Annotated in this window: 13 protein-coding genes; 5 read left to right on the top strand and 8 right to left on the bottom strand. The window is 67.6% G+C overall.

The window, feature by feature from the left end; all coding sequences use genetic code 11:
- The first annotated feature begins 95 nt into the window (after positions 1-95).
- On the top strand, positions 96-698 hold the full coding sequence (gene yihA, locus ACZK3W_RS18660) for a ribosome biogenesis GTP-binding protein YihA/YsxC (RefSeq protein WP_041864681.1): 603 nt from the start codon (positions 96-98) through the stop codon (positions 696-698).
- Between the two features lie 73 nt (positions 699-771).
- On the opposite strand, the gene ACZK3W_RS18655 is transcribed toward yihA, so the two are convergent.
- The 3 genes from ACZK3W_RS18655 to ACZK3W_RS18645 form a co-directional block, all read right to left on the bottom strand.
- Positions 772-1,743 carry an MBL fold metallo-hydrolase gene (locus ACZK3W_RS18655; protein ID WP_423162501.1) on the bottom strand — a complete coding sequence of 324 codons (972 nt, stop codon included), beginning with the start codon at positions 1,741-1,743 and terminating at the stop codon, positions 772-774.
- Between the two features lie 818 nt (positions 1,744-2,561).
- Positions 2,562-3,386, bottom strand: coding sequence for a helix-turn-helix transcriptional regulator (locus tag ACZK3W_RS18650; protein ID WP_049400270.1), 825 nt, complete (start codon positions 3,384-3,386; stop codon positions 2,562-2,564).
- On the bottom strand, positions 3,383-4,087 hold the full coding sequence (locus ACZK3W_RS18645) for a VIT1/CCC1 transporter family protein (RefSeq protein ID WP_049421856.1): 705 nt from the start codon (positions 4,085-4,087) through the stop codon (positions 3,383-3,385). Before ACZK3W_RS18645 ends, ACZK3W_RS18650 begins: the two co-directional genes overlap by 4 nt.
- 152 nt (positions 4,088-4,239) lie before the next feature.
- Between ACZK3W_RS18645 and ACZK3W_RS18640 the strand changes: the two genes are divergently transcribed.
- Positions 4,240-5,604, top strand: coding sequence for a glutamate--cysteine ligase (locus ACZK3W_RS18640; protein WP_032129893.1), 1,365 nt, complete (start codon positions 4,240-4,242; stop codon positions 5,602-5,604).
- Positions 5,605-5,643: 39 nt separating this feature from the next.
- Here the strand turns inward: ACZK3W_RS18640 and ACZK3W_RS18635 are convergent, their stop codons facing one another.
- Together ACZK3W_RS18635 and ACZK3W_RS18630 are read right to left on the bottom strand one after the other, a co-directional pair.
- The gene (locus ACZK3W_RS18635; RefSeq protein WP_478450172.1) at positions 5,644-6,900 is read right to left on the bottom strand and encodes an NnrS family protein; all 1,257 of its coding nucleotides are present in this window, start codon (positions 6,898-6,900) and stop codon (positions 5,644-5,646) included.
- Between the two features lie 116 nt (positions 6,901-7,016).
- The gene (locus tag ACZK3W_RS18630) at positions 7,017-8,075 is read right to left on the bottom strand and encodes an NAD(P)-dependent alcohol dehydrogenase (RefSeq protein WP_032129891.1); all 1,059 of its coding nucleotides are present in this window, start codon (positions 8,073-8,075) and stop codon (positions 7,017-7,019) included.
- A 107-nt stretch (positions 8,076-8,182) separates the two neighbouring features.
- Here ACZK3W_RS18630 and ACZK3W_RS18625 point away from each other — a divergent pair, with 107 nt between their 5' ends.
- Positions 8,183-9,067: a LysR family transcriptional regulator gene (locus ACZK3W_RS18625; protein WP_125895894.1), complete on the top strand. Its 885-nt coding sequence runs from the start codon at positions 8,183-8,185 to the stop codon at positions 9,065-9,067.
- Positions 9,068-9,196: 129 nt separating this feature from the next.
- Positions 9,197-9,859, top strand: a complete 663-nt coding sequence (locus ACZK3W_RS18620; RefSeq protein WP_285301564.1) for an SMI1/KNR4 family protein — start codon at positions 9,197-9,199, stop codon at positions 9,857-9,859.
- A gap of 51 nt (positions 9,860-9,910) precedes the next feature.
- Here ACZK3W_RS18620 and ACZK3W_RS18615 read toward each other — a convergent pair whose 3' ends face one another.
- Positions 9,911-10,573, bottom strand: coding sequence for a TetR/AcrR family transcriptional regulator (locus tag ACZK3W_RS18615; protein ID WP_071229532.1), 663 nt, complete (start codon positions 10,571-10,573; stop codon positions 9,911-9,913).
- A gap of 75 nt (positions 10,574-10,648) precedes the next feature.
- On the opposite strand from ACZK3W_RS18615, the gene ACZK3W_RS18610 reads away from it, so the two are divergent.
- Positions 10,649-11,344 (top strand): DAPG hydrolase family protein, encoded by a 696-nt coding sequence (locus ACZK3W_RS18610; protein WP_107433164.1) that lies wholly within the window; start codon positions 10,649-10,651, stop codon positions 11,342-11,344.
- A gap of 12 nt (positions 11,345-11,356) precedes the next feature.
- On the opposite strand, the gene ACZK3W_RS18605 is transcribed toward ACZK3W_RS18610, so the two are convergent.
- Both ACZK3W_RS18605 and ACZK3W_RS18600 read right to left on the bottom strand, forming a co-directional pair.
- A complete protein-coding gene (locus ACZK3W_RS18605) occupies positions 11,357-11,773 on the bottom strand; it encodes a VOC family protein (protein ID WP_478450171.1) in 417 nt (138 codons plus the stop codon).
- Positions 11,774-11,832: 59 nt separating this feature from the next.
- Positions 11,833-12,936, bottom strand: coding sequence for an alkene reductase (locus ACZK3W_RS18600; RefSeq protein ID WP_478450170.1), 1,104 nt, complete (start codon positions 12,934-12,936; stop codon positions 11,833-11,835).
- Positions 12,937-12,966 lie beyond the last annotated feature (30 nt).

The following is a 12,966-nucleotide window of genomic DNA, read 5'->3' as shown; positions in this document are numbered from 1 at the left end:
CCGTTTCCGCGCACGGTCAACGCAGCAGTGCAGCATTTTCCCGGCGGAGGGCCCGGGGCCGGGCGCGCGGTGCCACAACATGCGATCCTATGCACATGTCATTGCTCATCGAACGCGCTCAATACCACCTCTCTGCCCACAACATGGGGCAGCTGCCGCCCGATGAGGGGGCCGAAGTGGCCTTTGCGGGCCGCTCCAACGCCGGCAAGTCCAGTGCTCTCAACGCATTGACCCGCCAGAACAGCCTGGCCCGGGTCTCCAAGACCCCCGGCCGCACCCAGCAGCTGGTGTTCTTCCAGGTGACCCCGGAAGCCCATCTGGTCGATCTGCCCGGTTACGGCTACGCCAAGGTGCCGCTGGACCTGCAGGCGCACTGGCAGGCCTTCATCGACCGCTACTTCCGCACCCGCAATGCGCTGAGGGGCCTGGTGGTGGTGATGGATATCCGCCACCCGCTGAAGGACTACGACCGGCAGATGCTGGCCTATGCCGTGCAGCGTGGCCTGCCGGCGCATGCGTTGCTGACCAAGGCCGACAAGCTGAGCCGCAGCCAGCAGATGCAGACCCTGCAGAAGGTGCGCAAGGAACTGCACTCCTCCTTCGGTGATACGGTCAGCGTGCAGGTGTTCTCCGGCGCCGCCCGCACCGGTGTGGACGAAGCCCGCGGCATCATCGGCGGCTGGCTGGGGCTGGAATAAGGCATTTCCGGTCGCCCGGCTGGCAGCCGGGCGCTACCGGATCGGGTGGGTGCCGACCTTGGTCGGCACACCCTCACAACGGCGAATACTCCGCCGGCACCCACGCATAGGCCTTGCCCTCGCCACGCACATGGCCCAGACCGGGGAACGGCAGGTGCGCACCGGCCACCCACCAACCGTTGGCGGTGGCCTGCTGCAGCAGGCCGCGACGGCTGGCGATGGCCGCCTTGCGGTCCGAATCGGCCTCGAAGGCCGCCTCCGGGTGCGCGAACTGCACCGCGTGGAAGTGCAGCACATCACCCCACACCAGCAGTGACTGGCCCTGGCTGTCGAACCGGTAGGAGACATGGCCGGGCGTATGGCCATGGGTGTCCATCGCCACCGCGCCACCGGGCAGGGCATCGCCGGGACTGAAGGTGCGCAGGTGGCCGCTGGCCTGATAGGGCGCTACCGCGTTGCGCGCCAGCGGGAAGGCAAAGCGCACGCCCTTCGGCGCGGTGGCCTCGCTGGCCGGGTTGAGCCAGTAGTCGGCATCGGCCTTGGACAGCCACACCGTGGCATTCGGGTAGGCCGGCTTGCCCTGCGCGTCGAGCACGCCGCACAGATGGTCCGGATGGGCGTGGGTCAGCAGCACCTCATCCACCTCGGCCGGGTCCACGCCGGAGGCGCGCAGGTTGCCCAGCACCTGGCCCAGGCCGGGGCCGAAGCACTGCGCGGTGCCGGTATCGACCAGGGTCAGGTGGTTGCCCTGGCGCACCAGGAAAGCATTGATCGCGGTCTGCAGGCCCTTCTTGTCTTCGGGCACGTAACGGCCTTCCAGCAGGCGGCTGACCAGCGTCGGCGGCACGCCCACGACTTCCTGCCGGCCCAGCGCGACCACGCCATCGAACAGGGCGGTGACCTGCAGCGCACCGACGCGCTGGTGGTAGACGCCTGGGACCTGCTGGGTGGGGGCAGGCGACGTGGTTTCGGCCAGCGCGGCCAGTGGCAGGGATGACAGGGCCAACAGCAGGGCGTGGTGCAGCGGCAGGGGACGCAGGGACATGGTGGTTCTCGGTGGACGACGGGTGGTTCCGTTGCCGCATAGCGTGCCGTGGCCGACGTGTGTGCGGCGCTCAAACCACTACGCGGAATGCTCAGGGAGGGGTGTTGTCTGCAGGGCTGCGCCCTGCACCCGCAGAGGCAACGGCAACGGCAACGGCCGAAGCAACAGCAACAGCCGAGGCAACAGCAACAGCGGGCTATCCGTGGGATGGCGGGGTGGGTCCGGTTGCGGGGGCCGCTGCAAGTCCCCCTCCGGGGCCCGGCCCAGCCGCTGGCGGCTGTGCGTTCGGGCGCTTGCGAAGCAATGCTTCGCAAGCAAAGCGCCCTCACCCATGTAAGCTCGGTCGCCGCTTGCTCGTGTGCGCTGTCCTGCGCACACGGCAAGACCGGGGTTGGGCGTCCTACCCAACCCGCCCGAGGCATGCCTCGGGCCCATGCGGCTCACGCCCCCGCAACCGGACCCACCCCGCCTTCGACAGTTTTCTGCGATCTGTCGGAACGGCAAACTGCTCTGGTGGGTGTCGACCTTGGTCGACACAGTAGATCCACGCCATGCGTGGATGACTTATTCGATATCTGACAGAGGTGTCGACCAAGGTCGACACCTACCAACAGCCGCGGAGATCTGTCAGAGGTGGGGCGGTGTCGGAGTGCGGGGTGTCAGCCGCATGGATGCGGCTGCCAAGCTTACAGGGACGTACTTGCAGCGTCCCCGCACTCCGACACCGCCCCCGCCATCCCTCGGATAGCCGCTGTTGCTGTTGCTTCGGACGTTGCTGTTGCCTCTGCGGGTGCAGGGCGCAGCCCTGCCGAACCCCCTCAAATGTCTGTGGGAGCCAGTCCGTACTGCTCGGCGAAGCGCTTGCTGAAACTCGCCGCAGACCGGTAGCCCGCGCGTGCTGCGACGGTCTTCAATGGCAGGTCCGTGGTGTAGAGCAGCTGCATGCCATGCGCCAGCCGGGCCTCGGTAAGCAGCTGGCGCAGGCTGGTGTCCTCGGCGGCGAGACGACGACGCAGGGTCGCACCGCTCAGCGCGAACTGTTCTTCCACATCACGCGATTGCCAGTCGCGTGCCGGTTCGGCGGCGATGCGGTCGCGGATCTGTTCGCCCAGGCTCGGCGCCTGCGGCAGCAGCAGGTTGCCGTGGCCCTGCCGGCACAGGGTCAATACCAGCGAGGCCAGGGCCAATCGTGCCTCGCTGTAACGGCCGTCCTGCAGCGATTGCCGCCACTGGCGCAGCACCGGGCCATGGTCGATCAACGGCAGACGTGCCATCGCCTGGCCCGGCGCGGGAAGGTCCTCGCTCCACAGCGTGCGTGCGGCCGCCAGTACTTCGGCACACAGCGGCACGATGGCACTGAGGTAGCGGCCGGTCCCCGGGTCGGGCGTGTTGACCACATCGATGCGGCAGCGCTGGGTCAGCAGCAGGATGTCGCCGGGGATGAATTCCAGCGACTGGTGCGCGGTGCGCACCTGCTTGCGGCCTTCCAGCAGGATCGCGAACTGCGGTTGCGGAATCTCCACCGAGCTGGCGCCATGCTCGCGACGGGCGGTGATGCAGGCATAGCCTTCGGCGCGCTCACAGCCTGCCAGACTGGCCATCTCGGCCAGCAGTGCGGTGGCCGGGGGCAGCATGGCGGTCATGTCACGTGTGCGCCGAGCAGGCGACCGACGCCGGCGGCCGCGGCCATCGCCAACGCGCCCCAGAACATCACCCGGATCGCGCCGCGTACCGGCGGTGCGCCGCCGGCCTGGGCCGCCATCGCGCCGGTCAGGCACAGGCCGAGCAGGGTGCTGGCGGTGGTCATCATCGCGACCTTGTCGACCGGCGCGAGCAGCGCGGTCAGCACCGGCAGTGCCGCACCACAGGTGAAGGCGCCGGCCGAGGCCAGCGCTGCCTGCAGCGGGCGCGCGCGCAGGGTATCGGTGATGCCCAGCTCGTCGCGGGCGTGGGCGCCCAGTGCGTCGTGGGCGGTGAGCTGCTCGGCCACCTGCCGCGCCAGCGCCGGCTCCAGGCCGCGGTGGCGGTAGATCGCGGTCAGCTCTTCCAGCTCGCTGTGCGGATCTTCGTGCAGTTCGCGCTTTTCCATCGCCAGGTCGGCGTCTTCGGTGTCGGCCTGGGTCTGCACGGAGACATACTCTCCAGCGGCCATCGACATCGCGCCGGCCACGGTGCCAGCCACGCCGGTGGCCAGAATGGTCGCCGCGGAGGCGCCGCTGGCGGCCACGCCGACCACCAGGCCGGCCACCGAGACGATGCCATCGTTGGCCCCCAGCACGGCGGCACGCAGCCAGCCGACGCGCTCGGAGCGGTGCAGTTCGGGGTGTCGTGAATGGCGGCTCATGGCCCCGAGTGTACGAGGGTCAAGAGGGCGTCGGTAGGATGCTGAAAACCGTCTCCGTCGCATGACGCAACGGGTCGCCACGCTATAGTGCGCCCTTGCGATGGAAGGCCCCGGGCCCCACATCCCCCGCCACTGTCCAGCGAGCCTTCCCCTTGTCGAGCCCCAGCCACGTCGCCGATACACCCATTACCGACCGCTCGCAGCTGGTGGAGGTGATCGCCTCCGGCGAGAAACCCCGCGCGCAGTGGCGCATCGGCACCGAGCACGAGAAGTTCGGGTTCCGCCTGGATGACCTGCGCCCGCCGACCTTTGAAGGCGAGCGCGGCATCGAAGCGCTGCTCAACGGCCTGGTCCGCTTCGGCTGGGAGCCGGTGCAGGAGAACGGCAACACGATCGCCCTGCTGCGCGATGGTGCCTCGGTGACGCTGGAACCTGCCGGTCAGTTGGAACTGTCCGGAGCGGCGCTGGAGACCATCCACCAGACCTGCGTGGAGACCGGCACCCATCTCAACGAAGTGGCACAGGTGGCCGGTGAGCTGCAGCTCGGCTTCCTCGGCATGGGCTTCCAGCCGAAGTGGAAGCGCGATGAGATGCCGTGGATGCCGAAGGGCCGCTACAAGATCATGCGCGCGTACATGCCCAAGGTCGGCTCGCTGGGCCTGGACATGATGACCCGCACCTGCACGGTGCAGGTGAACCTGGATTACGCCACCGAAGCGGACATGGTGAAGAAGTTCCGCGTGTCGCTGGCGCTGCAGCCGATCGCCACCGCGCTGTTCGCCGATTCGCCGTTCACCGAAGGCAAGCCCAACGGCTACCTGAGCTACCGCTCGCACATCTGGACCGACACCGACGCCGACCGCACCGGCATGCTCGACTTCGTGTTCGAGGATGGCTTCGGTTACGAGCGCTATGTCGATTACCTGCTCGACGTGCCGATGTATTTCTCCTACCGCGATGGCATCTACCACGACGCCAGCGGGCAGAGCTTCCGCGATTTCATGCAGGCCAAGCTGCCGGTGCTGCCGGGCGCGCTGCCGACGCTGCGCGACTGGTCGGACCACATGACCACCGCGTTCCCGGAAGTGCGCCTGAAGAAGTATCTGGAAATGCGCGGTGCCGACGGTGGCCCGTGGAGCCGCCTGTGTGCGCTGCCGGCATTCTGGGTGGGCCTGTTGTACGACGACACCGCACTGGATGCGGCCTGGGACCTGGTACGTGATTTCACCCTGGCCGAGCGCCATGCACTGCGCGACGGCGTGCCGAAGCATGCGATGAACCTGCCGTTCCGCACTGGCAGCGTGCGCGACCTGGCCCGTGAAGCGGTGAAGATTTCCGTCGAAGGCCTCAAGCGCCGCGCGGCGCGCAATGCCGACGGCCAGGACGAGAGCAAGTTCCTGGACGTGCTGCAGGAGATCGTCGAGTCCGGCCTGACCCCGGCCGAACGCAAGCTGGCGCTGTTCCATGGCCGCTGGCACGGCGACGTTGATCCGGTGTTCCGCGAGTTCGCGTATTGATTCGATTGCGGTAGCGCCGGGCCATGCCCGGCGTCGATGTCAGCCCGGCTTGCCGTCGCGCCGTGGGCTCAGGTAGATCCAGCCCAGCCGCGCCACCCACGGTGCCAAGGCCAGCAACCAGCCGATGGCAGCGGTGAAATGCCACGCGTAGGCGTCGGGCATCAGCTCGGCGACGATGCGCATGATCGCCACCGCCTGCAGCGCGACGAACGCAAACCAGGCCACTGCCGGCATCACCAGCGGTCGGCCGGAATGGCCCTGGGTGACCCGGGTCACCATCGCCACCAGCAGGCTGCCGAACAGGCCCACGGCGAGGGCATGCAGCGGCGCGCGGCCGAGCAGTTGCGGATGGCCCAGCATCTGGCCGATGTCCTGCAGCAGATACAACGCGAAGCTGATCGGCAGCCACGCCAGTGCCAGGAACAGGGCCGCGAGCAGGCCCGGCATCGGCCCGCGTGGCCACCAGTGCCATAGCGCCTGCAGCGACAACATCAGCAGCGGCGCATCGGCCAGCCACAGCAGGTGGTCGACCTGCAACGCGCTCAACAGCAGGCGCAGCATCAGCAGCGCCCACATCGCAGCCAACCAGCGCAGCGGGCGCCACGCCACATAGCCATCCACCACGTTGTTGGCGAAGAACGGGATCATCCGGTGCGCGACGGTGAGGTAGACCGGTAGCAGCAGGCCGAAGGTGCCGAGTGCCACCGTGACTGGCATCAGCGTGGCGTGGCCGCGCCCCACCGCCATGAACAGCAGCAGCCCCAGCCAGCCCAGCAGCAGTGCGGCATAGCAGGCGCGCGCATGCCAGTTGCGGTTGGGACCGGCGGCCTTGAGCACGCGTCCCAGCACGATCAATCCGGCGCTCCAGCCGGCCAGTGCCAGCAGCAGGCCGGGCCACAGCCCGGGTGTCCACCCGCAGGCGGCGGCAATCAGCAACGCCTGCCCACCAAACAGGCCGATGCCGACCGGCGCATAACGGCTGCGTGGCAGCTCCGGCTGTGCCATCCAGCGCGGGAACACGGTGAGCAGGAAGCCGAAGATGAAACTGGGCAGTACCAGGTACTGCATCAGCAGCGCGTGCAGCCAGGCCGGAGGCAGCGGCGGTGGCTGCGGCGTCCACAACCCGCGCAATGCGCCCAGCCACAACGCCCACCACAGCATTGCCAGCAGCAGGTTGCTGGCGCCGATGAAGAACAGCAGCCGGTGCGGCGCGCGCATCAGCATCGCAGGGGAGGGCAGGCGGGCCATGCAGCGAGTCTGCGCCCGGCTGCTGGCCGGGTCCTTGATCTTCGTCATGCCCAAGGAGGGAGGCAACCGCTTCGCTCGCCGGGCATGGCCCGGCGGACGGGCCGTGCAACGCAAACAAGAAACCCCGGCAGTGCCGGGGTTCTTCGTTCACAGTCGCCGATCGATCAGGCGGCGTTCTTCATCGTCGCCATGTCGATCACGAAGCGGTAGCGCACATCGTTCTTCGCCATGCGCTCCCAGGCTTCGTTGACGTTCTTGATGTCGATCATCTCGACATCGCTGACGATGCCGTGCTCGGCGCAGAAATCCATCATTTCCTGGGTTTCGGCCATGCCGCCGATCGCCGAGCCGGTCAGGTGCTTGCGGCCGAAGATCACGCTGCCGCCGGTCAGCGGCGGATCCAGTTCGGTCAGCACGCCGACCAGGCACATGGTGGCCTCGCGCTTGAGCAGGCCCATGTACGGGTTGGTGTCATGGCCGACCGGGATGGTGTTGAGCAGGAAGTCGAAGCTGCCGGCATGCGCCTTCATCTGCGCGGCATCGCGCGAGACCAGCACTTCATCGGCACCCAGGCGCTTGGCGTCGGCACCCTTTTCCGGCGTGGTGGTGATCATCACCACGTGCGCGCCGAGGGCCTTGGCGAACTTCACGCCCATGTGGCCGAGGCCACCGAGGCCGATCACGCCGACCTTCTGGCCCGGGCCGACCTTCCAGTGGCGCAGCGGCGACCAGGTGGTGATGCCGGCACACAGCAGCGGCGCGGCCGCCTTCAGGTCCAGCGTTTCGGACACCTTCACCACGAAGCGCTGTTCGACCACCACGTGGTCGGAATAGCCGCCATACGTCGGCGCGCCGCTTTCGCGCTCACGGCCGTTGTAGGTCCAGGTCGCGCCTTCGGCGCAGTACTGCTCCAGGTCGTGCTCGCAGGCGTCGCAGTGGCGGCATGAGTCGACCATGCAGCCCACGCCGGCGTGGTCGCCGACCTTGAAGCGGGTGACGTTGCTGCCGACCTCGGTGACGCGGCCAATGATCTCGTGGCCCGGCACCATCGGGTAGATCGAGCCACCCCAGTCGTCGCGGGCCTGGTGCAGGTCGGAGTGGCAGATGCCGCTGTAGAGGATCTCGATACGTACATCGTCCGGGCCGACCGCGCGGCGTTCGAACTCGTAGGGGATCAGCGGGTCGGTATGTGAATGGGCGGCGTAACCACGGGCGAGGGACATGGGGAATCCTTGGCAGGGTTTGTCGAAAGGCGCTTTACAATACGCCCCGTACCCAGCGGCAAAAAGCCCGGATATCGGCATGATTCATCAAGTGAAACTGCACAATCATGGCCACTGACAATCTCTCCCATCTGGCTGCGTTCGCCGCAGTCGCCCGCCACCGCAGCTTCCGCCGTGCCGGCGCCGAGCTGGCGCTGTCGACCTCGGCGGTGAGCTATGCGATCCGCGCGCTTGAAGAACGGTTGGGGGTGGGCCTGTTTCATCGCACCACCCGCAGCGTGGCCCTGACCGAGGCCGGGCAACGCCTGCTGGAGCGCCTGCAGCCGGCCTTGGGGCAGGTGCACGATGCGTTGGAGGAGATGAACCAGTTCCGTGCCGCACCGGCTGGCCTGCTGCGCATCAATGCCACCCGTGCGGCGGTGGCGACACAGCTGGGACCACGGCTGGCGCGCTTCCTGCACGCCCATCCCGACGTGCGGGTGGAGCTGACCGAGAACGACGGCCTGGTCGACATCGTCGCCGAGGGCTACGACGCCGGCGTGCGCCTGCACGAGTTCGTACCCGAGGACATGGTGGCAGTGCCGATGGGGCCACCACTGCGCGGGCTGATTGTCGGCTCGCCGGAGTATCTGCGGCGGCATCCCGCGCCACAGCATCCGCGCGATCTCGCTGCACACGAATGCATCCGCTTCCGCTTCGCCAGCGGGCATCTGTACAAGTGGCAGTTCGAGCGCGGTGGGCAGGCGCTGGAGATCGACGTGCCCGGACGGCTGACGCTGGGCGAGCAGGGCACCGTGGTCGGCGCGGTACTCGATGGCATCGGCCTGGCCTACGTGCTGGAAGACACCGCGCGGCCCTACATCGAATCGGGGCAGATGGTGGCGGTGCTGGAAGACTGGAGCGAGCCGTTCGCCGGCTTCGCGCTGTACTACCCGAAGCAGCGGCAGATGCCCGGTGCGCTGCGTGCGTTCGTGGATATGCTGCGCGAGTGAATCGCGGTGGATGGCGCAGTGCCGTCCAATGACCGGCTCCAACGAGAGCTTTCCGGGTAGATCCACGCCATGCGTGGATGGCGTTCACCCGCTAGAGTGAGTCTTCTCAACAAAAGGACGTCATTGAGCATGCTCGCCGATCTCGAACAGGCTTCCGGCCAGACCTTCCCGCCGTTGTTCCGCCAGCTGGTGGAAGACAACCGTTTCAGCTGGGGCGAGCAGGGCCCGAACTGGTACCGCACGGTGTTCCCGCAGGTGCAGCCGCAGCCGCCGGTACTGCTGTATGCCAACGACTATGAACCGATCGAGCCGAGCGAACTGCGCGCAGCGTGGGAAGATCTGACTGCCGAAGATCATTACAACCCGCTGCGCGATGACCTGAAACTGCTGCCGTTCGCGCGCACCGGCGCGGGTGATCACTACTGTTTCTGGACCAATGCACCGGGTTCCAGCGAGTCGCCGGTGCTGCTGGTCTGGCATGACGATGATCGCGCCGATCTGCTGGCCGCGAACTTCCAGGACTTCCTGTTCCGCAAGATGGCCGAAGCGGTGGTGGAGCTGGAGGAAGAGGATTCGCTGCTTTCGGAGGGCGATATCGGAACCAATCTGCAGGCTTGGCTCGGTACCCATCGTGGCTGGCTGCGAGGGGACCAGGTAGCGGCGCTGGAGGCGTTGTATGCACGCGTGGATGACATCACTGCGGGTGAGATCAGTGACGAGGACGTGCAGCCGCTGCTGCAGCTGATCGCGTTCGACGGTATCGACAGCGAAATACCCTACGTGCAGGCGTGACCTGATCCGAAGCGCTGCCGGTAGAACCTCGCCATGCGTGGATGCGGCCGGCTACGGCACCTGCAGTACGGGTGCCAACAATTCCAGGCAATCACGCAGATGCACCTCTACCGGCGCATCCTCGGCCACCACACCGATCACGCGTTCGCGCAGCGGCTCGGCCACGGCCATCGCCAGGATCAGCCGCGCCATGCACGCGGCATCTCCCTCGCGCAGCAGCCCGCGCTGCTGCTGACGCGCCAGCCAGTCGGCCAGCAGCGCACGGCCGCGTTCGATGCCATTGTCCAGATAGGCCTGCAGCAGCGCGTCCTTGCCGGGAAAGTCGGTGGCCAGCAGGCGGAATACCTGCACTGCCTGCGCCGACAGTGCCTGCGCGCACACCGCTTGCAGGATGGCCCGCAGCAACGGCATCACCTCATCGGCGTCGTGCGCATCGCGCTGCAACTGCGGCGCGAAGCCGTCGGTCCACTCGCGCACGGCCAACCCGACCAGTTCTTCGCGGTTGCTGGCGTGGCGGTACACGGTCTTCTTCGCTACCCCGGCGTGCGCCGCCACCGCTTCGATGGTGGTGGCCTCGTAACCCTGTGCCAGCAGCAGCTCCAGCGTGGCCTGCAGCACGGCGTGGCGGACTTCGGCTTCCGGCCGCGCAGGGCGGCCGCGGCGGCGGATTGGTGAGGGTGGCTCGGGCAGGGTGGTGCTGTTCATTGCGCCCATCTTACCGCATTCGGATAATTGCGAAACGAAGAACGTTTCCGTATTGTCAGGTCTCCCGACATGCAGGAGACCCCGATGGATACCGCTGTGAACGCCCGCGCCTGGCTGGACCACCACGATCTGCTCGACCCCGCACCGATGCGCTTGGAAACCGGCATCCAGCGCCGCGAAGATGGCACCCTGCTGGTGGCGGTGCGTACCGATCTGCACGGTTGCAAGGGCCGCATGCTGGACTGGTGGTTCACCTTCTTCGAGACCACACAGCACATCCGCTGGTGGCATCCGGTTGATCATGTCGAGCATCGCGGCTGGGACGCGGCCTGGCAGCGCGGACGCAGCTACCACGGTGCCAGCATCCACGCGGTGGAATCGCTGGCCGATATTCCGCCGGTGGCGGCGCGTTTGAAGTTCCATGACCCGCGCACGTTGCTGGTGCCCGAGCGCCTGCAGGTGGCACAGGATGCAGGCGATGTGTCGGCGGTGATCGCCGCGCGCATCGGCTTCGGAGATCACGTACGCCTGGATGCAAACGGTGATCCCTGCGACGGGCAGATGCTGCACGTGGCGCGCGATACGCCGTTTGGCTGTGTGCTGCGCAGCCGCTTCGTGCTCGGCCTGGACAGCACCGATCCGCACTGCGATGCCGGCGATGCGGTCGGCCTGGGCCTGCTCAAGCACTGCTACACGGAGTTCAGTTTCCTCTCGCGCCTGCTGCCGTCGCTGTACTACGGTGAGCGCGCCAACGGTGAAGCCGTGCCGTTGCCGTGGTGAACGGCGCACCGGTCATTCGACCAGCGCGTTGTAGCCTTCGCCGCTGAACTGGATCAGGCAGAAGCCATGCCCGAACGGATCGGCCAGCACGGCGATGCGCCCCCAGCGACGCTCGCGCACGGACTGCTCAAGCGTCGCTCCGGCCGCAACCGCACGTGCCAGTGCGGCCTCGATGTCATCCACCACCCAGTCCAGGTGCAGCGGCGTCCAATGGCGCTCGTAGTCGCGCACGTCGCCGTCTTCGGTGGCGGCGCTGCCGGCCTCGTTCTGCAGCAGGTACAGCGGCGTTGGCCCACCGAGCAGCTCCACGGCGCCCGGGCCTAGACGGCGCCCGATGCGCAGGCCGAAGGCTCGGATGTAGAAGTCCTCGGCAGCGGCAAGACCGGGGACATCGAGGTTGACGATGAACGATGCGGTGGGCGTATCCATGGGCAGATCCGGTGGATGCGGGTGGGCAGTGTACGCCCGCATCCACGCATCGCGTGGCTCTACTGCGCGCGCGGGTAATCGAGGTAGCCTGCCTCGCCGCCACCGTAATAGGTATTGCGGTCGGGCGTGGCCAGCGCGTCGTCGCGTTGCAGGCGTTCGACCAGATCCGGGTTGGCGATGAACGGCTGGCCGAATGCGGCCAGGTCGATGGTGCCGGCCTCGACCAGTTGCAGGGCGCGTTCGCGGGTCATGCCACCGGCCAGGATCAACGTGCCACCGTAGACCTGCTTGAACTGCTGCAGGAACGCCTCGCCCAGCACCGACTGCCCCGCCTGCAGGTTGTCGTTGAGGTGCACATAGGCCAGCCCGCGCTTGCCCAGTTCCTCGGCCAGGTACAGATAGGTGGCTTCGTTGTCGGGGTAGAACGGCATGTCGAAGGTGAGGTTGTTCGGCGCCAGGCGCACGCCGATGCGGTGCGCGCCGATGCGCTCGGCCATCGCATCGACCGTCTCCAGGATCAATCGCGCGCGGTTCGGCAGCGAGCCGCCGTAGCGGTCGTCGCGCTCGTTGATGAGCGGGTTGAGGAACTGCTCGAACAGGTAGCCGTTGGCGGCATGCAACTCGATGCCATCGAAGCCGGCAGCGACGGCGTTGTCGGCGCCGCGTGCGAAGTCGGCAATGATGCCGGAGATCTCTTCGGTGGCCAGCGCACGCGCCGGGGTGGGATCGGCGTGGCCTCGGCTGCCGTCGTCCAGGTACACGAACGAGGTGTTCTTCGGTGCGCTGGCCACCGGGCGGGTGCCGGCGCTGACCGGTTGCCCACCCCCGGGCTGCAGCGAGGAATGCGACATGCGGCCGACGTGCCAGAGCTGGGCGAAGATCGTGCCCTGCGCGGCATGCACCGCCTCGGTGACGAGCTTCCACCCGGCCACCTGCTCGGCCGACCAGATACCCGGCACGTCGATGTAGCCCTGGCCCTGCGGCGAGACCGGCGTGCCTTCGCTGATGATCAGGCCGGCGCTGGCACGCTGCCGGTAGTACTGCGCGGTGAGCTCATTGGCGACCGAGCCGGGGTTGCGGGCACGGGTCATCGGCGCCATCGCGATGCGGTTGCGCAGGGCGATGCCTGTCAGGTCGAACGGGCGGAAGAGGGCGGTGGTCATGTCGGTCATCTCGGTGCGGGGGAGAGGCGC

It is taken from the genome of Stenotrophomonas sp. 80084_Sma (genome assembly GCF_056481995.1).
Note: the sequence above shows the minus strand (reverse complement) of the source record. Positions and strands in the feature narration are given on the sequence as shown.